Source organism: Pseudomonas sp. NFPP02, assembly GCF_900119355.1.
In the GTDB taxonomy this organism is placed as follows: Bacteria; Pseudomonadota; Gammaproteobacteria; order Pseudomonadales; family Pseudomonadaceae; genus Aquipseudomonas; species Aquipseudomonas paracarnis.
The window spans coordinates 658,146-677,798 of sequence record NZ_FPJI01000001.1 but is presented as its reverse complement, the minus strand read 5'-3'; the positions used below and the strand labels follow the sequence as shown (position 1 = coordinate 677,798).

General features: G+C 59.9%; 21 protein-coding genes. 9 read left to right on the top strand and 12 right to left on the bottom strand.

Annotated features, from left to right (window positions below; genetic code table 11):
* Nucleotides 1-5: 5 nt before the first annotated feature.
* Both BT204_RS03125 and BT204_RS03120 read right to left on the bottom strand, forming a co-directional pair.
* Nucleotides 6-1,790, bottom strand: coding sequence for a GMC family oxidoreductase (locus BT204_RS03125; protein ID WP_032894333.1), 1,785 nt, complete (start codon nucleotides 1,788-1,790; stop codon nucleotides 6-8).
* A 2-nt stretch (nucleotides 1,791-1,792) separates the two neighbouring features.
* Complete coding sequence (locus tag BT204_RS03120) at nucleotides 1,793-2,545, bottom strand: gluconate 2-dehydrogenase subunit 3 family protein (RefSeq protein WP_072445699.1); 753 nt, start codon at nucleotides 2,543-2,545, stop codon at nucleotides 1,793-1,795.
* Nucleotides 2,546-2,820: 275 nt separating this feature from the next.
* On the opposite strand from BT204_RS03120, the gene BT204_RS03115 reads away from it, so the two are divergent.
* Nucleotides 2,821-3,471, top strand: a complete 651-nt coding sequence (locus BT204_RS03115) for a dual specificity protein phosphatase family protein (RefSeq protein ID WP_072445698.1) — start codon at nucleotides 2,821-2,823, stop codon at nucleotides 3,469-3,471.
* A 108-nt stretch (nucleotides 3,472-3,579) separates the two neighbouring features.
* Here BT204_RS03115 and BT204_RS03110 read toward each other — a convergent pair whose 3' ends face one another.
* Together BT204_RS03110 and prlC are read right to left on the bottom strand one after the other, a co-directional pair.
* Entirely contained in the window at nucleotides 3,580-3,855 is a 276-nt protein-coding gene (locus BT204_RS03110) for a YheV family putative zinc ribbon protein (RefSeq protein WP_020301415.1), read from the bottom strand.
* Complete coding sequence (prlC, locus tag BT204_RS03105; RefSeq protein ID WP_072445697.1) at nucleotides 3,852-5,903, bottom strand: oligopeptidase A; 2,052 nt, start codon at nucleotides 5,901-5,903, stop codon at nucleotides 3,852-3,854. Before prlC ends, BT204_RS03110 begins: the two co-directional genes overlap by 4 nt.
* A 101-nt stretch (nucleotides 5,904-6,004) precedes the next feature.
* Here prlC and BT204_RS03100 point away from each other — a divergent pair, with 101 nt between their 5' ends.
* Nucleotides 6,005-6,547: a gamma carbonic anhydrase family protein gene (locus BT204_RS03100; RefSeq protein WP_057975185.1), complete on the top strand. Its 543-nt coding sequence runs from the start codon at nucleotides 6,005-6,007 to the stop codon at nucleotides 6,545-6,547.
* Nucleotides 6,544-7,203 (top strand): HAD family hydrolase, encoded by a 660-nt coding sequence (locus tag BT204_RS03095; protein WP_072445696.1) that lies wholly within the window; start codon nucleotides 6,544-6,546, stop codon nucleotides 7,201-7,203. Before BT204_RS03100 ends, BT204_RS03095 begins: the two co-directional genes overlap by 4 nt.
* Before the next feature lie 95 nt (nucleotides 7,204-7,298).
* Here the strand turns inward: BT204_RS03095 and BT204_RS03090 are convergent, their stop codons facing one another.
* Entirely contained in the window at nucleotides 7,299-8,342 is a 1,044-nt protein-coding gene (locus BT204_RS03090) for an aminopeptidase (RefSeq protein WP_057975187.1), read from the bottom strand.
* A 110-nt stretch (nucleotides 8,343-8,452) separates the two neighbouring features.
* Here BT204_RS03090 and BT204_RS03085 point away from each other — a divergent pair, with 110 nt between their 5' ends.
* A complete protein-coding gene (locus BT204_RS03085) occupies nucleotides 8,453-8,875 on the top strand; it encodes a PA0061/PA0062 family lipoprotein (RefSeq protein WP_057975188.1) in 423 nt (140 codons plus the stop codon).
* 1 nt (nucleotide 8,876) lies between these two features.
* Here the strand turns inward: BT204_RS03085 and BT204_RS03080 are convergent, their stop codons facing one another.
* Both BT204_RS03080 and BT204_RS03075 read right to left on the bottom strand, forming a co-directional pair.
* The gene (locus BT204_RS03080) at nucleotides 8,877-9,116 is read right to left on the bottom strand and encodes a DUF1161 domain-containing protein (RefSeq protein ID WP_003187312.1); all 240 of its coding nucleotides are present in this window, start codon (nucleotides 9,114-9,116) and stop codon (nucleotides 8,877-8,879) included.
* Nucleotides 9,117-9,328: 212 nt separating this feature from the next.
* Complete coding sequence (locus BT204_RS03075) at nucleotides 9,329-9,760, bottom strand: OsmC family protein (protein WP_003187311.1); 432 nt, start codon at nucleotides 9,758-9,760, stop codon at nucleotides 9,329-9,331.
* Nucleotides 9,761-9,977: 217 nt separating this feature from the next.
* Between BT204_RS03075 and BT204_RS03070 the strand changes: the two genes are divergently transcribed.
* Nucleotides 9,978-10,979, top strand: a complete 1,002-nt coding sequence (locus BT204_RS03070) for an LLM class flavin-dependent oxidoreductase (RefSeq protein WP_034129211.1) — start codon at nucleotides 9,978-9,980, stop codon at nucleotides 10,977-10,979.
* 137 nt (nucleotides 10,980-11,116) lie between these two features.
* On the opposite strand, the gene BT204_RS03065 is transcribed toward BT204_RS03070, so the two are convergent.
* Entirely contained in the window at nucleotides 11,117-11,344 is a 228-nt protein-coding gene (locus BT204_RS03065; RefSeq protein WP_054897252.1) for a DUF1161 domain-containing protein, read from the bottom strand.
* Between the two features lie 116 nt (nucleotides 11,345-11,460).
* On the bottom strand, nucleotides 11,461-11,676 hold the full coding sequence (locus BT204_RS03060; protein ID WP_005783406.1) for a dodecin: 216 nt from the start codon (nucleotides 11,674-11,676) through the stop codon (nucleotides 11,461-11,463).
* Nucleotides 11,677-11,833: 157 nt separating this feature from the next.
* Between BT204_RS03060 and BT204_RS03055 the strand changes: the two genes are divergently transcribed.
* A complete protein-coding gene (locus tag BT204_RS03055) occupies nucleotides 11,834-12,160 on the top strand; it encodes an ElaB/YgaM/YqjD family protein (protein ID WP_003187304.1) in 327 nt (108 codons plus the stop codon).
* Between the two features lie 8 nt (nucleotides 12,161-12,168).
* Here BT204_RS03055 and BT204_RS03050 read toward each other — a convergent pair whose 3' ends face one another.
* On the bottom strand, nucleotides 12,169-13,065 hold the full coding sequence (locus BT204_RS03050) for a LysR family transcriptional regulator (protein WP_057975189.1): 897 nt from the start codon (nucleotides 13,063-13,065) through the stop codon (nucleotides 12,169-12,171).
* Between the two features lie 108 nt (nucleotides 13,066-13,173).
* On the opposite strand from BT204_RS03050, the gene trpB reads away from it, so the two are divergent.
* The 3 genes from trpB to BT204_RS03035 all read left to right on the top strand — a co-directional run bounded on the left by trpB (nucleotide 13,174) and on the right by BT204_RS03035 (nucleotide 17,055).
* On the top strand, nucleotides 13,174-14,400 hold the full coding sequence (gene trpB / locus BT204_RS03045; RefSeq protein ID WP_072445695.1) for a tryptophan synthase subunit beta: 1,227 nt from the start codon (nucleotides 13,174-13,176) through the stop codon (nucleotides 14,398-14,400).
* Nucleotides 14,400-15,209, top strand: coding sequence for a tryptophan synthase subunit alpha (trpA, locus tag BT204_RS03040; RefSeq protein WP_072445694.1), 810 nt, complete (start codon nucleotides 14,400-14,402; stop codon nucleotides 15,207-15,209). Before trpB ends, trpA begins: the two co-directional genes overlap by 1 nt.
* 187 nt (nucleotides 15,210-15,396) lie before the next feature.
* Nucleotides 15,397-17,055: an FAD-binding oxidoreductase gene (locus BT204_RS03035; protein ID WP_072445693.1), complete on the top strand. Its 1,659-nt coding sequence runs from the start codon at nucleotides 15,397-15,399 to the stop codon at nucleotides 17,053-17,055.
* 33 nt (nucleotides 17,056-17,088) lie between these two features.
* On the opposite strand, the gene BT204_RS03030 is transcribed toward BT204_RS03035, so the two are convergent.
* On the bottom strand, nucleotides 17,089-18,393 hold the full coding sequence (locus BT204_RS03030) for an MFS transporter (protein ID WP_032894350.1): 1,305 nt from the start codon (nucleotides 18,391-18,393) through the stop codon (nucleotides 17,089-17,091).
* A 101-nt stretch (nucleotides 18,394-18,494) separates the two neighbouring features.
* Complete coding sequence (dgoD, locus tag BT204_RS03025; protein WP_003187297.1) at nucleotides 18,495-19,643, bottom strand: galactonate dehydratase; 1,149 nt, start codon at nucleotides 19,641-19,643, stop codon at nucleotides 18,495-18,497.
* Nucleotides 19,644-19,653: the final 10 nt, after the last annotated feature.

The window sequence follows — 19,653 nt, the reverse complement described above, 5'->3', positions numbered from 1 at the left end:
GCTCCTTATGCCTGAACCAGCGGGCCGGGGTTTTTGAGGTACTGCTCGCGAATCGCGCGAGCCGACCAGTAGGTCAACGCTGCCACCAGGCCGGTAGGGTTGTAGCCCAAGCCTTGTGGGAAAGCGGAAGCACCAGGGACAAAGACGTTGTGCACATCCCAGCTCTGCAAGTAGCGGTTCAACGCACTGGTTTTCGGGTCGGTGCCCATGATCGCGCCGCCGTTGAGGTGGGTGGTCTGGTAGGAGGCGGTATTGAAATGCTCACCAACTTTTTTACCCAGCACGGCGATGGCCTTGGGGTTCATGGCCTGGGCCACTTTGCCCATTTTTTCCATCATGAAGCGGTTCATCTTGATGTCGTTTTCTTGCCAGTCGAAGGTCATGCGCAGCAGCGGCAGGCCGTAGGCATCGCGGTAAACCGGGTCCAGATCCAGGTAGTTGCTCCGGTAGGATTGATGGGCACCGTGAGAATCCATTGAGACCTGATGGGTGTAGTAGTCGGCGGTGGCGCGCTTCCAGGCACTGCCCCAGGCTGGCGTACCCGGCGGGTTGGACGTACCGGCAATCGGCCGGCTGCCCGCCTGGTTGACCCACATCGGCGAACCACCCACGAAGCCGTGGGGGCCATGGTCAAAGTTGTCGGCGTTGAAGTCGTCGATGGCCACGCCATTGCCGCCCGCGCCGATAAAGTTGTTGGTGTGGGTGTCCTTGTCGAAGAACGCCTTGATGGTGCCCATGTTCTGGTAGGCGAAGTTGCGGCCTACCACACCCTCGTTGGTAATCGGGTCGTAGGGTTTGCCGATGCCGGACAGCAGCATCAGGCGCACGTTATGGAACTGGAAGGCGCCAAGAATCACCAGGTCGGCCGGTTGTTCACACTCGCGGCCCTGGGCGTCGATGTAGGTCACGCCGGTGGCTTTCTTCTTGGTGCTGTCGAGGTTGACCTTGAGCACGTGGGAATTGGGCCGCAGCTCGAAGTTGGGCACCTGGCGCAAGGCCGGCAGGATGTTCACGTTCGGCGAGGCTTTGGAATACATGTAGCACACGTAGCCACTGCAAAAGCCGCAGAAGTTGCACGGGCCCATCTGCGCACCGTAGGGGTTGGTGTACGGCCCCGACGTGTTGGCCGAAGGCAGGTTGTAAGGTTTGTAACCTACGTCGGTCGCCGCTTTCTGAAACAGCTGGGCGGAGACGGTATTTTTCTGCGCCTCCAGCGGGAACGGGTTGGAGCGATCCGGCGCGTAGGGGTTGCCGCCACGGCCTTCACCGACCAGTTGGCCCTTGACCGTCCAGGCTTGGCCGGAGGTGCCAAAGACTTTTTCCGCATAGTCGAAAAACGGCTCCAGCTCTTCGTAGCTGACGCCGAAGTCCTGGATGGTCATGTCCTTGGGAATGAAGTTCTTCCCGTAGCGCTCTTCGTAATGGCTGCGCATGCGCAGCTCAATTGGATCAACGCGAAAATGCACGCCGGACCAGTGCAGCCCCGCACCACCAACGCCATTGCCCGGCAAGAACGCGCCCAACTGACGATTGGGCAGGGCGACGTCATTCACGCTGTGGCGAATTGTCACCGTTTCTTTGGAGATGTCTTGGAACAGCTTCTTACGCACGCTGTAGGTCAATTCGTCGATGACCTGGGGATAGTTGCCGTCTGGATAAGTGTCCTGCATCGGGCCGCGCTCCAGCGCTACCACGTTGAGGCCCGCTTCTGTCAGCTCTTTGGCCATGATCGCGCCCGTCCAGCCGAAGCCCACAATCACAGCATCCACTTTCTTCATGATGGTCGCCACGTTTACGCCCTCTCGCCGCGAATGGAAACAGCCGGGAAGGGGTATTGCTCGTTGCGTTCCACCCAATCCATGAAATCGGCGCGGGCGCCGGGGAAGCCGATCATGGTCCAGCCGACCATGCCTTTATTACCGCCGTGGATAGGGTCGCAGAAGAAGCCTTCCTTGGTGTTTTGCAGCAAAAGGTTGAAGAACATCTTGGGCGGCACCGCGTCGAAGTGCGCAGCGACTTCACTGCCGCCAGCCTCCAGGCGTCGCAGCATATCGTCTCGGGTAGCGCTGTCTTGCGCAGCAAAAGCCTTACCGTTGAACGCTTTCGACCACGCATCCGTAGCAGCAATGCCGAGGCGATAGATCTCCTTGGGTACCAATTTACTTTGCCAGCCCATCTCCGGCGCCGCATCAGCGTTGAACGGGCCTTGCATGAACCACAGGGCGCCACTGGCGTAAGGGGTGTTCATCTGGCGGTCGATGTATTCCGGCGCGCCAGCTTCCAAGGCACCTGGGCCTTGGGCGTCAGCGGGAATCAAGCGCTCGACGGCGGCGTTGATAAACGCCCATTCCTCGGCCGTGAAATAACTTGGCTCGTAGGCTTTGTCGCTGACCGCGGGTTTGGCCGGCTCGGCCTGGGCCGGTTCCGGCGTGGCCATCAACATCGAACCGCCAAGGCCGCTGCTGGCAACCGTGACCACCGGGATCAAGGTCAAGGATTTGCGTAAAAAGTCACGCCGGGGGTTGTCTTGATCTTGATCAGACATAGGTACACCTCATCATGTGGTCACGGGTTTATCCGCCGCTTCTGGGAGCAGCGTGAAGGCTTTGCCGCTAATTGGATCCAAGCAGACACAGCACAATGGCAAACATTAGTTACAAATGATAGCAGGCTAAGAATTCAGAGGCGTCGATTCGGTGACAAAAACACCGGATCAGATCCCAGGCATCACGATTCTTTGACACGGACCTCACGCCGTATTGACCCGCTTTGAGTGAATCTGCGGCCCATCAGCCACTTCCTAGCTCGGTCACAACGTTCATGTTCAACACACGCTTACTCCTCGTTCTCGGCCTGGCGCTCACGAGCCTGTTCAGCACCGTACAAGCCGATGAGGCTGCGTCGATCCGCTCGCCGGAGTGGGCCCAGCCGGTGGGTAACCAATACAACCTGCACCAGATGACACCCACGCTCTATCGCAGCGCATTGCCGGATGGACATGCGCTGCCGTTATTGCAAAAACTCAAGATCGTTACGGTCATCAACTTCTTGCCAGAATCTGATACGCAGTGGCTCCAGTCCTCTGATATCAAACAGGTGCAGTTGAGCTATCGAACCAACCACGTCGACGATGCCGACGTGCTGGCGGCAATCAGAGCGATTCAGGCAGCAGAGGCCGATGGCCCTGTGTTGATGCATTGCAAGCACGGCGCCGACCGCACCGGCCTGATGGCAGCGATGTATCGGGTGGTGGTTCAAGGGTGGAGCAAGGAGGACGCGCTGAACGAAATGACCTTGGGCGGCTTTGGCAGCAGCAATGGTTTAAAGGATGGCGTTCGCTACATGATGAAAGCCGATGTCGACAAGTTGCGCACAGCTTTGGCGAATGGGGATTGCAGCACCAGCGCCTTTGCGTTGTGCTCAATGAAAGGCTGGATCACCACAACGGGTAAGGAAGAAAAAAAATTGTAGGAGCGAGCTTGCTCGCGAAGAACGTTAACGATAACGCGCGTTTTCCTGGATAAACGCCGCGCTGTTGAGTTCTTCGCGAGCAAGCTCGCTCCTACAGTGAGTGCCGGCTTAGTCTTTTTTCAGCTTCGGGTTCGGGAAGAACTGCACTGCCTGCACCTTAGGATCGGCCGGCGCTTTCAACGCGGTGGTATTGACCCTAGTGCCCAATTCCTTGGGCACCGACAGGCCTTGATCATTCAGCGTATCGGTATACCCGCAGGCCACGCATTCGCGGTGCGGCACGCTGTCTTCGGTCCACATCTTCAACTTGTCCGGCTCGCTGCACGCCGGGCAGACCGCCCCGGCGATAAATTGCTTTTTGGTAATCACAGGCCCTTCACTCATGCTGCCGCGTCCTCACTCAAGCCGCTGTGGCGCAAGAGTGCGTTAATCGATGGCGCGCGTCCGCGGAAATCGACGAACAGCACCATCGGCGCCTGGGAGCCGCCACGGGCCAGGATGGCTTCACGGAAGGCACGGCCGGTCTGGGCGTTGAGCACGCCGTCTTCCTCAAACTTGGAGAACGCGTCCGCCGACAGCACTTCCGCCCATTTGTAGCTGTAGTAACCCGCCGCATAACCGCCGGCGAAGATGTGAGCGAAGCTGTTGGGGAAGCGGTTGTAGGCCGGTGGGCGCATGACCGAGACTTCATCGCGCACGCCTTCAAGTACCTGGGCCACGCTGCGACCATCGCCATGGGTGGCGTGCAGTTCAAAGTCGAACAGCGAGAACTCCAGCTGACGCACCATCATCAGGCCGGACTGGAAGTTTTTCGCCGCGAGCATTTTTTCCAGCAGGTCCTGGGGCAGGGGCTCGCCGGTTTCGTAGTGGCCGGAGATCAGCGCCAGGCCTTCAGGCTCCCAGCACCAGTTCTCCATGAATTGGCTCGGCAGTTCCACCGCGTCCCACGCCACACCGTTGATACCGGATACGCCGGCGTGCTCCACGCGGGTGAGCAGGTGATGCAGGCCGTGGCCGAATTCGTGGAACAGAGTGGTGACTTCATCGTGGGTCAGCAGGGCAGGCTTGCCACTGTCGGCCGGGGTGAAGTTGCACACCAGGTTGGCGACGGGGCTTTGCAGCACGCCATCAAGGGTACGGCGGCGGTCACGGGCACCGTCCATCCAGGCTCCGCCACGCTTGTTGGCGCGGGCATACAGGTCGAAGAAGAAGCGTCCGACGTGCTCGCCGTTCTCCTTGATCTCGAACAAGCGCACATCCGGGTGCCAGGTGTCGAAGCCTTTAAGCTCAGCGATCTCGATGCCGTACAGGCGCTGCACAATGGCAAACAGGCCGCCCAGCACTTTGTCGATGGGGAAGTAGGCGCGCAGCGCTTCCTGGGACACGCTGTAGCGCTGCTCACGCAGTTTTTCGCCGTAGAAACCGCTGTCCCAGCTCTGCAGATCAGCGCAGCCTTGCTCGGCGGCGTAGGCCTTGAGTTGCTGCAGGTCCTGGGCGGCGAACGGCTTGCTGCGCTTGGCCAGGTCGCGCAGGAAGCTCAGCACCTGGTCGCTGGATTCGGCCATCTTGGTGGCCAGGCTCAGCTCGGAGAACGACGCATAACCCAACAATTGGGCCAGTTCCTGACGCAGGTCGAGGATCTGCTCCATCACCGGGCCGTTATCGTTCTGACCGGCATTAGGGCCCTGGTCCGACGCACGGGTGCAGTAGGCGGCGTACACCTCTTCACGCAGGGCACGGTCCTGGGCGTAGGTCATGACGGCGTAGTAGCTGGGGAATTCCAACGTGATCAGCCAGCCGTCGAGGCCCTTGGCCTGGGCGGCGGCAGCCATTTGCGCCTTGGCCGAATCGGTCAGGCCGGCAAGTGTCGCCTCATCAGTGACGTGCTTGGTCCAGGCCTGGGTGGCGTCCAGCAACTGGTTGGAGAATTTGCTGCCCAACTCGGACAGCTTGCTCTGCACCTCGGCGTAGCGTTTTTGCTGCTCCGGCGGCAAATCAATACCCGACAGGCGGAAGTCACGCAGGGAGTGTTCCAGAATGGTTTTTTGCGCCACATCGAAACCGGCAGCTTCCGGGCTGTTGGCCAGGGCTTCGAAGGCCTGGAACAGCTCACGGTTCTGGCCCATTTCGGTGGAGTAGGCGCTCAATGCCGGCAGGCACGCCTCGTAGGCTTCGCGCAGTTCGGCGCTGTTGCACACGGCATTGAGGTGGCTGACCGGGCTCCAGGCCGCGCCAAGGCGATCATTGAGTTCATCCATGGCCAGGACCAGGCCTGCCCACGTCGGATTTTTACCCTGGCTTTGCAGGATCTCTGCGATTGCCACGCGGTTGTCGGCGAGGATCTGTTCGATGGCCGGCTGCACGTGCTCGGCACGGATCGCCGAGAACGGCGGCAGGTCGTAGGACTGCAAAAGAGGGTTGTTCGCGCTCACGGTGGGTACCTTGGCTGAAGAAACATGTAGAACAAAGATGGGGCCATCTTAATTACAATCAACACCCACCGCAGCTATCAGCAGAAGAGAGAGAGGCTATCGTGACCCTTCGCACCTATCAGAACCACACGCCAACCCTCGGCGCCGGGGCGTTTGTCGATATTTCGGCGGTGGTGATCGGCGATGTCGAAATCGGCACTGACAGCTCGGTTTGGCCGCTGACGGTGATTCGCGGCGATATGCACCGCATCCGCATCGGTGCGCGCACCAGCGTGCAAGACGGCTGCGTGCTGCACATTACCCACGCGGGGCCGTTCAATCCTGAGGGTTTCCCGTTGCTGATCGGCGACGATGTAACCATCGCCCATAAGGTCATGCTGCATGGCTGCACCGTGGGTAACCGCGTCCTGATCGGCATGGGCAGTATCGTGATGGATGGCGCCGTGGTCGAAGACGACGTGATCATCGGCGCCGGCAGCCTGGTGCCGCCAGGCAAGAAACTCGACAGTGGTTTTTTGTATGTGGGCAGCCCGGTCAAACAGGTTCGCGCATTGACTGACAAAGAACGCGCCTTTTTCACCTACAGCGCTGCGAACTACGTGAAGCTCAAGGACCTGCACCTGGCTGAAGGATTCGATCAATGACCCTGCATCACCCCACCGTCCTGTTCGACCTGGACGGCACCCTCACCGACCCACGCGAGGGCATTACCCGTTCGATCCAGCACGCCCTGGCCAAACTGGGCATTGATGAGCCCGACCTGACCAAACTCGAACACTTCATCGGCCCGCCCTTGCTGCAGGCGTTCATGCAGTTTTACGCCTTCGACGAGGCCAAGGCATGGGAGGCGGTGAATTTCTACCGTGAGCGCTTCAAGGTCACCGGCCTGTACGAAAACCGCGTGTTCGACGGCGTCATGCCGTTATTGGAAGAGTTGAACAGCCAAGGGCGTCAGCTGTACGTAGCCACCTCCAAACCGTGGGAATTTGCCCGCGAGATTGCGCGGCATTTCGACTTTGCCAAGTACTTCAAGGTGATCTACGGCAGCGAACTGGACGGCACGCGTACCAACAAGGTCGAGTTGATCGCGCATTTGATGCGTGAGGAACGGCTGGACCCGGCCACCACCTTGATGATCGGTGATCGCAAGCATGACCTGATCGGCGCACGCAGTAATGGGCTGGATTCGGCCGCCGTGGGGTATGGGTTTGGTAGTTTTGAAGAGCTGAGTGCCGAGGCACCGACCTGGCATTTCGAGACGCTGGACCAGATGCATCAGGCGTTTTTGCAGAGGTCTTAAGAGCGATTTCGCAGGCAAGCCAGCTCCCACAGTTGACCGCATCCTCATGTTGAAAATCGGTCAACTGTGGGAGCTGGCTTGCCTGCGAAGATGCCCTAACGACCAACCGTCTCCAACTGCCTCAACGCCGCTTTACGCTGCTCCACCGGCAGCCCACCCAACTTCTCCACCGCCGCATAAAACCTCACCCAATCCCCGCCTTCCCGCGCAAACAACGCCGCAAACGCCGGCACCCATTGGTCATACAACCCAAACGGCAAAAGCCGCGCGTTATTCATCGGCTGGTTAATCCAGGCGTCATAACGCTTGTCACCACCCCATTGGCTATCACGCAGGTGCCGGTATTCACTACGCAACTGCTCGAATTGCGCCGCTTTGGCCCGGCGCATCGCGTCCGCTGCCAACGGCTGCGCGTACAACGCCTCCAGGCGTCTACGGGTATCGAGAATCAGCCGGATAAATTGATCGCGTTGCTTCAACGCCGCATCGCCGACAGGCGCCAGGCCCCGCGCCGCACGCCATTGGCGCGTGCCCTCCTGCTCGACAAAACTGGCATAGGACTCGTTGAACTCGGTGTCATCCTTCACGTAGAAGCGCTGGTGGGCCAGCTCATGGAAAATCAGCGTGGCAAGGCGCTCATCGCCCCAGCTCATCATCGAGCTCATGATCGGGTCGTTGAACCAGCCCAGGGTGGAGTAGGCCTCCACGCCGCCGATCGACACATCCATGCCCTGTTGCCGCAACAGCGCCGCCTCGCCCCGGGCCGCACCTTGGTTGTAGTAGCCGCGATAGGCGACGCAACCGGCGATGGGAAAGCAATGGTTCTGGGGTGACAGAGAAAATTCCTGCGTGGCGAAGACATTCCAGACCACATAGGGTCGGCCGATATCGGCATAGAGTCGGTAACTTTGATTGTCCGGCAGGTGCAGATGTTCACTGGCAAAGGTTCGAGCTTTCTGCGATTGAGCCAGATGCTCGCGCAGCAGTGGCGGGCGAGCAGGGTCGGCGATGACCTCGGCAACCGGCTCCCGTGCCCGCAACAGGTGCCACTGGCCACTCGCCAACTGGCTGTAATAACTGACACTGGAGCAGCCGCTGAGCAGCAAAACCATCAGTCCTGGAAGAAAACGCCTGATCATGCACTGACTGCTCCTGGGTGATGGGTTCGCCAGACTATCGCGCTTGCAGGGGATTTTTCCACGGCGTGGCGTGTTTATACTCAAGCCTCTTCTCGTGTTGAGTACTTGCCATGCGCCCGCTCTTGCTTCCCGTCGCCGCTGTATTCCTCAGCGCTTGCGCCTCGACCCCCATCCCCCCCGTGGACCCGCAGCAGGCCTGGGTCGATTTCACCACGCCGACACCGGGTTCCAAGTTGGTAATGGCTCAGCGCCTGGACGGGAAAAACCTCGACGACGGGCGCTTTTTTCAAATGCCTCCCGGCCCTCACGAGCTGATGGTGCGCTTTGACTTTGAAGTGCCCGCTGGCGGCGGCCTGGGTGGCCTCAGCCAGATGATGTATCGCACCTGCTTCATGACGCTGCAGTACGACCACTTTCAGGCCGGCCAGCGCTATGTGCTGGAAGGGCGCTCACTGGCGTTCACGCCCAACATCCGGCTGTACGACTCAACCCGCCAACTATTGGCCGAAGAGCGCAGCGTGAACTGCATCTGAGTCAGTCGTTGTTCTTTTGATAGATGATGCGCTTGGTGCCGTTTTCGCATGAGCCGACAATCATGGCTTCGTCATGGTTCTTGGCTTCTTCGGCGGTGATGATTTCCAGGGTGTAGGACGGAATCGCCTTGGCCTGGATCTTCACTTCGATTTCTTTCCTGAGCTCTTCACAATCTTTTGGCGCGGCCACGGCCGAAGTGGCCAATACACCGCAGATGATTGCCAAGGCAAAACGTTTCATGTGTGGAGCTCCCTGAATGCGCTGCGCACGAGTGTGCGCCTAGGCTGCATGGGCTATTCGACCACATTTTGCGAACACGAGTTCTGATTTAACGCAGAACTAAACATGTGGGAGCGGGCTCGCTCGCCAATACGAAGTGTCAGCCACTGAAGATATCGGCTGATCCACCGCATTCACGAGCAAGCCCGCTCCCACATAAGATGACTGCTGTGTCAGTTGACCAGCGTGGCATCCAAGGTGATGGTCGCATTCAGCACCTTGGACACCGGGCACCCTTCCTTGGCCTTTTTGCTCAGTTCATCGAACTGCGCCTGGCTCGCGCCTGGGATTTTGGCTTTCAGGATCAGATGCACTGCTGTAATCGCAAAGCCGCCCTCGACCTGGTCCAGAGTCACTTCGGCCTGGGTGTCGATGCTGTCAGCCTTGAGCCCGGCGTCGCCGAGAATCATGGAAAACGCCATGGAGAAACAGCCGGCATGAGCCGCGCCGATCAATTCTTCAGGGTTGGTACCCTTGCCGCCCTCGAAACGGGCCTTGAAGCCGTAAGGCGCTTCGCGCAGCACGCCGGTTTCGGTGGAAATGGAGCCCAGGCCAGTCTTCAGGTCGCCTTCCCAATGCGCGGATGCCTTTTTAACGATACTCATAGCTTTCTCCTCGAACGGTGGTTTTGCGTCGGTAAGGGTTCTGAGGATAGACGTCAAAACAAAGTTCATTCGTAAGAGAAACCTAGCAATTCAGTAGGAAATTTCAGAGCTACCTATTGAATCTCGGGTATATGCCCTCATTGCATAGAGCATGCACATGAAGCGGCAGGTTTTGGTTCGTCTAGAAAGCCTGCGCCCCCATTGGAGAAGCAGGCTTATGAAATCGCTGTCCGACGTAAAGTTCTCGACCCTCGACCTGGTGCCCGTACGCGCCAACGGCAGCCCGGCGCAGTCGCTGCGCAATTCCCTGGACCTGGCCCAGCATGTGGAGAAGTTCGGCTACCACCGTTTCTGGGTAGCTGAGCACCACAATATGGACGGCATCGCCAGTTCGGCCACCTCGGTACTGCTCGGTTACCTGGCAGGCGGCACCTCGACCATTCGCGTGGGGTCTGGCGGGGTGATGTTGCCAAACCACGCGCCACTGGTGATCGCCGAGCAGTTCGGTACGCTGGAAAGCCTCTACCCCGGTCGTATTGACCTGGGCCTGGGGCGCGCGCCCGGTTCCGACCAGATGACCGCCCGCGCCCTGCGCCGTGAACGCTCCGGCAGTGCCGATGACTTCCCCGAAGATGTGGCCGAGCTGATGGCCTACCTCGGCCCGCGTACGCCCGACCAACGGGTTATCGCGGTACCGGGCACCGGCACCAATGTGCCGGTGTGGCTGCTGGGTTCAAGCCTGTTCAGCGCACAATTGGCCGGTGAGCGTGGCTTGCCTTACGCCTTCGCCTCCCATTTCGCACCGCGCTTGATGCATGAGGCAATTCGCGTGTATCGCAATCACTTCAAGCCTTCAGCCGTACTGGACAAGCCCTACGTGATGCTCGGCATTCCGCTGGTGGCGGCCGACACCGATGAGCAGGCCGATTACCTGGCCACATCGGTGTACCAGCGCATCCTCGCTTTGATGCGCGGCCAGAGCCTGGTGCAGCGCCCTCCAGTAAAAACCATGGACGGCCTGTGGTTGCCCCATGAAAAAGATGCGGTCGGTAGCTTCCTCGGCTTGGCCATGGTGGGCAGCCCGGCGAAGATTCGCGGCAAGTTGGAGGTGTTGATCGAACAGACCGGTGCCGATGAGCTGATTTTTACCAGTGACCTGTATGAGCACGCCGACCGGATTCATTCCTACGAGCTGCTTGCACAAGTAATGAAGGGCTGAATGGTCAAACGATATACCTGTGGCGAGGGAGCTTGCTCCCGCTGGAGTGCGCAGCGCTCCCATTTTTTTGGGGCCGCTACGCAGCCCAGCGGGAGCAAGCTCCCTCGCCACAGGTGCGTCGCTTATACAGCACGAGGTTAGCCGCGCTTGTAGGCAATTTCCTTGGTGCCACCTTCGCAGGTGCCAACTACTTTCTGGTCACTTGGCGTAGCACCTTTGTCCACCACTTCCAGCGAATACCCCGAAGCACCCTTGGCGTCGATTTTCGCTGCGATTTCGCTTTTCAGCTCTTCACAAGGCTTGCCCGCCGCCATAGCGGTACCCGCAATGCTCAACAACCCTACCGCTAACAGAAACTTCTTCATCCGTTACTTTCCTTGCGCTGATCAAAAAGAGCGTGCCGACGCTCATCGCGTCGGCACCCGTTGTTTGTAGCGCAGGTTATGGCAATCGGCCAGCGGGCAAAGTTCAACTCTGCCGATCAACTACTGGCAATGCGGAATCCCACTTTGAGCGTGACCTGGAAGTGCGCAGCCTTGCCATCTTTGATGTGACCACGGGTTTCGGTCACCTCAAACCACTCCAGATGCTTGATGCTTTTGTTGGCTTCAGCCAGGGCATTGTTGATCGCGTCTTCGATGCTGGTGGTGGAAGAGCCTACCAGTTCGACTTTCTTGTACGTGTGATGATCACTCATGGCGTTTCTCCTTTAGGTCGTCAATCAAGACTAGCAGCGAATGTGCGTACTGCTTCAGGCGACCGTTGGGAGGCGAAAGTTCAGAATTACTGCACTTTCTGAAACCGGCGCAGTCGGTATCTACACACGCCACTCAATCACTTCAGGAGATGTCCACATGGCCAACACTTCTTTACGCAAAGCGTCGCTGGAAAGCATGGAAGCCGAGATTTCGAGCCTGCTCAAATCGCTGGAGAGCCTCAAGGACGACGCGTCCGATGAGTCGCGCAAAACGCTGAAGGCCTTGAAAAGCAATGCCGAGAACGCCCTCAAGCACTCTCGCCACCTGATCAGCGACGCCTACGAAGAAAGCAAAGTCAAAATCCGCGAAACCAGCGCTGCCACCCGTGACTACGCACAAGAGCACCCCTGGACGACCGCCGGTGTCGCCGTTGGCGCGCTGGGCCTGCTGGCGGCTTATCTGCTGTGCAAACGCGGTGACTGATTGACCGGTTACATCGGTTGACGCAACAGCTCAGCCTTGAGCCATTGCGCCAACTGCCGGGCGCGCCCGTCTGCGGCGCGCTTGGGTAGCCACAACGCCAGGTGCGCCGGGGTTTCACTGAACCCCCAAGGCGCCACCAAGCGACCCGCTCGCAGGTCCTCTGCCACCAGCGGTTCTGGCGCAATTGCCACGCCCAACCCGGCAACCGCCGCTTCCAGCAGATAATACAAATGCTCAAACCCCTGGCCGAGTTTCAGCGCGCCGGGCTCTAGGCCGTGTTGCCGTGCCCAACTGGGCCAGGCTTGCGGACGTGAGGTGGTGTGAAGCAAGGGTTGCTCCAGCAGATCCGACGCTGGGGCCTGACGCAGTTGTTCAAAACCGGCGAAGCGGGGGCTCAAGACCGGGCCGATGCGCTCGCTGGCCAGCTCATACACCTGCATATCCGCCGGCCACGGCGGCTCAGCGAATACCAGCAAGGCATCCAGCCCCGGGCGGCGCGGGTCCAGATCGCCTTCGCCTGCCGACAGGTGCAAGCGTAAATCCGGCAAGTCAGCATTCAACCGCCCCAGCCGAGGGATAAACCAACGCGCCAGCAAGCTGCCTGAACAACCAAGAACGAAGGGCGCGTCAGCGCCGCGTTGGGTGAGCTCGGCGCACACGTCGCGCAACCGCTCGAAAGCCTCGCTGCTGGCATCTCGTAGCCTGACGCCGGCATCTGTGAGTTTAAGGCCGCGCCCATCCTTGATGAATAGGCTCACGCCCAAGTGCTCCTCCAGCACTTTCAACTGGCGGCTGACCGCACCATGGGTCACGTGCAATAGCTCCGCAGCCTGGCTGACGCTGTTAAGGCGAGCGGTGGCTTCAAAAGCGCGCAGGGCGTTGAGGGGAGGAAGGTCGCGGCTCATCTGTGAGTTTTCCTGACAGGTTGCGGCGATCTTATCGGTTTTCAGGCCAAGGCGTCACGAGTAGAGTGACCGTCATTGCCTTTAAACACATTTTTCCTGGAGCGTCCCATGACTCAGTCCCAGACCGATCTACGCAACGGCCCTGACGCCAACGGCCTGTTTGGTGCGTTCGGCGGCCGCTACGTCGCTGAAACCCTGATGCCGTTGATTCTCGACCTGGCCCGTGAATACGAAGCGGCGAAGGTAGATCCGGCGTTTAACGAAGAATTGGCCTACTTTCAGCGCGATTATGTCGGGCGCCCAAGCCCGCTGTATTTTGCCGAACGCCTGACCGAGTTCTGCGGCGGCGCCAAGATCTACCTCAAGCGCGAAGAGCTCAACCACACCGGCGCGCACAAGATCAACAACTGCATCGGCCAGATCCTGCTGGCCCGGCGCATGGGCAAGAAACGCATCATCGCCGAGACCGGCGCCGGCATGCACGGCGTGGCCACCGCAACCGTGGCGGCGCGCTTTGGCCTGCAATGCGTGATCTATATGGGCACCACCGACATCGAGCGCCAGCAGGCCAACGTGTTCCGCATGAAGCTGCTGGGCGCCGAGGTCATCCCCGTGGTCGCCGGCACCGGCACCCTCAAAGACGCCATGAACGAAGCCCTGCGCGACTGGGTAACCAATGTCGACAGCACCTTCTACCTGATCGGTACCGTGGCCGGGCCACACCCATACCCGGCGATGGTGCGCGACTTCCAGGCCGTGATCGGCAAGGAAACCCGCAGCCAGCTGCAAGCCCAGGAAGGCCGCCTGCCGGACAGCCTGGTGGCGTGCATCGGCGGCGGTTCCAACGCCATGGGCCTGTTCCACCCATTCCTGGATGACACCAGCGTCGAGATCATCGGTGTTGAAGCCGCAGGCCATGGCATCGAAACCGGCAAGCACGCTGCCAGCCTCAACGGCGGCGTACCGGGCGTGCTGCACGGCAACCGCACCTTCCTGCTGCAGGACGACGACGGCCAGATCATCGACGCCCACTCGATTTCCGCAGGCCTGGACTACCCCGGCATCGGCCCGGAACACGCCTGGTTGCATGACATCGGCCGCGTCCAGTACACCTCGGTAACGGACGACGAAGCCCTGCAAGCCTTCCACAAATGCTGCCGCCTGGAAGGGATCATTCCGGCACTGGAAAGCGCCCACGCCCTGGCTGAAGTATTCAAGCGCGCGCCAAACTTGCCCAAAGATCACCTGATGGTGGTCAACCTCTCGGGCCGTGGCGACAAAGACATGCAGACCGTGATGCACCATATGGAACAGTCCAAGCAGGAGAAACACTGATGAGCCGCCTGCAAACCCGCTTTGCGCAACTTAAAGAACAAAATCGCGCCGCCCTGGTGACCTTCGTCACCGCTGGCGACCCCGGCTATGACACCTCGCTGGCGATCCTCAAGGGCTTGCCGGCCGTCGGCGCCGATGTGATCGAGCTGGGCATGCCCTTCACCGACCCGATGGCCGATGGCCCGGCCATCCAGCTGGCCAATATCCGCGCACTGGCCGCCAAGCAGAACCTGTTGAAAACCCTGCAGATGGTTCGCGAGTTCCGCCAGGACAACGACGACACGCCGCTGGTGTTGATGGGCTATTTCAACCCGATCCACAAATACGGCGTGTCGCAGTTCATTGCCGATGCCAAGGCAGCTGGCGTCGACGGCCTGATCGTGGTGGACATGCCCCCCGAGCACAACGGCGAGCTATGCGACCCGGCCCAGGCCGCAGGTATCGACTTTATCCGCCTGACCACGCCGACTACCGATGACGTGCGCCTGCCTACTGTGCTCAATGGCAGCTCCGGGTTTGTGTATTACGTGTCGGTCGCCGGTGTCACCGGGGCGGGTGCCGCCACCCTGGAACACGTCGAAGAAGCCGTGGCCCGCCTGCGCCGCCATACCGACCTGCCGATCAGCATCGGCTTTGGTATCCGCACACCCGACCAGGCAGCGGCCATCGCACGCTTGGCGGACGGGGTGGTAGTGGGTTCGGCGCTGATCGATCACATCGCCACGGCCAAGAACGACCAGCAAGCCATTGATGGCGTGCTGACCCTGTGCGCAGCGCTGTCAGAAGGTGTGCGCAACGCACGCAAGTAAGTTGCACGGCGCAACGACCGCAGCTTATACGCTAGGCTTCAAAAGAGGTGGGCATGTCGCCCACCTCCTTTTTTAATGCACTTCGTGCCCTTTGCCGTCTAACCACCTTCGCAAGCCCCGCAGTCCTTGCCCCTCGGTCGTTAAGTTAGCCGCATCAGAAGTCATTCTTGGCTCTCAGGAGTACATCATGGCATTTGATCTCGTCACCGTTTCAGACCGTCGTCACTCAACCCTGCAAAAGGGTTTCAATCTGCGCTGGCCCTTGGGCAATGTGCAGGGCCAGTCTTCGCCCAATGGCGCCAACCTGATTTACCTTTGCCGCAGCCCGCAAGACATCATGGACGCCGCCGCCCAGGCATTGGCCCTGCCCAATGGACGCATCACCGTACGCAGCGGCGGTCATTGCTACGAAGGGTTTGTCGCCAACAAGATGCCCGACAGCCCGAATGAGGTGCTGTCGATCCTGGATATCAGCGCGCTGAACCGAGTGATCTACGATGCCAACGGCCAGATCGGTTCCGAGCTGAACCCCACGCAGCCCTTTCGCTACCGCTTTCGCCTGGAGGCCGGCGGCCAGAACTGGGACGCCTATGGCGCGTTGTACAAGCTGGCCAACAAAACCTTGCCCGGCGGCTCATGCTATAGCGTGGGCCTGGGCGGGCACATTTGCGGTGGCGGCTATGGGCTGCTGTCGCGCAAGTATGGACTGGTGTGTGACTGGCTCAGCGGGGTCGATATCCTGGTGCCTGACAGCCAAGGCAAAGGGCTAGAACCGCGCCATGTCAGCAGGGACAGCACCCAACAGGACGAGTTGGACCTGTTCGCCGCGTGCTGCGGTGCGGGGGGTGGTCAATTCGGCATTATCACCAGCTATTACTTCAAGGACCTGCCACCGGCCCCCAAAGAAGTACTGTGGCTGGTGTTGGAATGGGATTGGTCAGTACTGACCCAGGATGCACTTAACAATCTGCTGGTGGCTTACCAGCGATGGTTCGCCAGTCATCAGAGCAACCCGGACACCTGGGGCCTGGCGACCAAACTGGAAATGCGCCACGAGCACACAGGCAATATCACCTTGGGTATCCATTATGTGGACAAGGAGGGTGAGCTGAACGACCGTGCGCCCTTCGATGATTTTGTCGACAAGATGCTCACGGCCATCGGCTTACCTGCCACCGAGTCGCTGGTGCCATTTCATGTGGTCCATTTGCCGCCCGGCACAGCCGGCGGGCGCCCCATCGACTCAGTCTCATCCGCCCAGGCTGCGGCGCGGCGCCTGGAATGGCTGGTGTGCCAGCAAACATTGAATGGTTCGGGAGACAATCAGCGTGGGCGCTATAAATCGGCCTATCAGAAAGGTGAGTTCAGCCCCCAAGTGCTACAGGCCATCTGGACTACCCTGACCTGGCCGGACCCTGACAACCACCTGACACAAAGCCTGATCCAGATTCAGTCCTTCGGCGGCCAGATCAACGCCGCCAGCGCGCCCGTGCGCAAGGAGTCGTCTGCCGCCCAGCGTTCGTCCTTCCTCAAGTGGCAACCGCAGTGTTACTGGCACGACGACAGCGCGGCCGCGGATCAAGCCCATGCCGACTGGATCCGAGGGCTGTACGTCAATGCGTTTGCCGATGCGCAAGGCGTACCGCTCAACAATGCGTTCGAAGGCTGCTACATCAATTACCCCGACCTCGATATGACCTACACAGGCGGTAATCCGGCCAACGGCAAAAACCCCCAGTGGTACAAAATCTTCTTTCCCGATCTGATGATCGAAAGCCGCTTGCGCCGTACCAAGCAGCGCTGGGACCCGCACAATATATTTCGCAACGAGATGTCGGTGCCGTAGAACGAAAAAAGGGCGACCCGAAGGTCGCCCTTTTTACAACTCGATCCGCTCGACTTTGCCGACCAGCAATATGTAGGAAAGCGCGCCGAGCAGCGCCAGGACCGCAATGTAGGTAATGGCCGGCGCAAATGACGAGCCACTGGCCAGAAAGCCAATCACGATAGGCGTGGCAATTGCCGCCAGGTTGCCGATGAAGTTGAACACCCCGCCGGTCAGCCCCAACAGACGGGCAGGCGCCAGGGTCGACACCAGCGACCAGGTGATCGACGCCAGGCCATTGCCGAAAAACGCCACCGCCAGAAACGCGATGACCCACCCCGTCGAGTCCACATAGTTGGCCCCGATGATCGCCGTGGAAATCAGCAGCCCACTGATGATCGGCAACTTGCGCGCAAAGCCCACCGATGCCCCACGGCGAATCAGCCAATCGGAAAACACCCCAGAACACAGCACGCCCACAAACGCGGCCAGGAACGGCAAGGAGGCCAGCAAGCCAGACTGGATAAAGTCCATGCCGCGATATTTCACCAGGTACGTCGGGAACCAGGTCAGGAAGAACCACAGCGTGGAGTTCAGGCAAAACTGGCCCAGGTAGATGCCCCACAGCTTGCGTTTGCTCAGCACGATGCCGAGGTCGGTCCAGCTGAAGGGTGCCTTGACGGTTTTAGCCTGCATGTCCACCAGCCCGCCACCGTCGCGGATCAGTTGGATTTCGGCTTCGTTGGCGCCTTTGAAATCTTTGGGCTCGCGGTACACCGCGTACCAGATCGCGGCCCACAGGATGCCGACGCCCCCGGTCACCACAAACACCATGTGCCAGCCGTACTGGTGCTGCAGCCACGCCAGCACCGGGGTGAGGAACGCCAGGCCGACGAATTGCCCGGAGGTATAGACGCCGATAGCCGTGGCGCGCTCGCGCTCGGGAAACCAGGTGGTGACCACACGGCTGTTGATGGGATAGGCCGGCGCCTCCAACGCGCCCACGGCCATGCGCAGCACGAACAGCGCGATAAAGCTGGCGGCGAAACCGAGCATCACGGTGGCAATCGACCACAGCAGCAGGGCGGCCGTGTAGAGAATGCGCGGCGGCACCCGGTCTACCAGCCAGCCACCCGGGATTTGCATGGCGGCGTAGGTCCAGCCGAAGGCAGAAAAAATCAGCCCGACTTGCACCGGATCGATCCCCAGCTCGCTGGTCAGCGCGGGCGCAGCAATCGACAGGTTGCTACGGTCGAGGTAGTTGATGACCACGGTGATGAACAGCAGCACCATGATGAAAAAGCGCTTTCTGCTAGGCGTGACTAAAGAAGCCTGCCCGGTGAGGGATTCAGGGTGCATGGGGGTGCCTCTTTTTATATTTGTTGAGGAAGGAACGCGCTCAATGTGGGAACTGGCTTGCCTGCTCCCACATTTTTTAGCGCGTTTCAATCAGGTGGAAATCACCACTCGGCAAAACTGCCATCGGCATGGCGCCAGATCGGATTGCGCCAGCGATGGCCGATGGCCGCGCGCTCAACCACATACTCCTCGTTGATCTCAATGCCCAGACCTGGGCCGTTGGGGATCTTCACAAAGCCCTGGTCATAGTCGAATACGCCTGGATCACGCACATAGTCGAGCAGATCGTTGCTTTCGTTGTAGTGAATACCCAGGCTCTGCTCCTGGATAAACGCGTTGTAGCAAACCGCATCCAGCTGCAGGCATGCCGCCAAGGCAATCGGGCCCAGCGGACAGTGCAGGGCCAGGGCCACGTCGTAGGCTTCTGCCATGTTGGCGATCTTGCGGGTTTCGGTGATACCACCTGCGTGGGAGGCGTCCGGCTGGATAATGTCGACGTAGCCTTCGCTGAGCACCCGCTTGAAATCCCAGCGCGAGAACAGGCGCTCACCCAAGGCGATCGGCGTACTGGTCAGCGGGGCCAGTTCTTTCAGCGCTTCGTAGTTTTCGCTGAGCACCGGCTCTTCAATGAACATCAGTTTGTACGGGTCGAGCTCTTTCATCAGCACCTTGGCCATCGGCTTGTGCACGCGGCCATGGAAGTCGACGCCAATACCCACGTTAGGGCCGACCGCATCGCGCACAGCAGCGACGTTGGCCAGGGCCAGGTCGACTTTTTCGAAGCTGTCGACAAACTGCAATTCTTCGGTGCCATTCATTTTCACGGCTGTGAAGCCACGGGCCACCGCCTCTTTGGCGGCACGGGCAGTATCGGCGGGGCGGTCACCGCCGATCCATGAGTACACACGGATCTTGTCACGCACCTGTCCGCCCAGCAGATCGCTGACCGACACACCGAGGGCCTTGCCCTTGATGTCCCACAACGCCTGGTCGATGCCGGCGAGGGCGCTCATGTGCACCGCGCCGCCTCGGTAGAAGCCGCCGCGATAGAGCACGGTCCAGATATCTTCGATATTGCGAGGGTCTTTGCCGATCAGGTAGTCGGACAGTTCTTCGACGGCGGCGGCCACCGTATGAGCACGGCCCTCGACCACAGGCTCACCCCAGCCGGTCACACCCTGGTCGGTTTCGACCTTGAGGAAGCACCAGCGCGGCGGAACGATAAAGGTCGTCAGTTTGGTGATTTTCATCTCTTGTCTC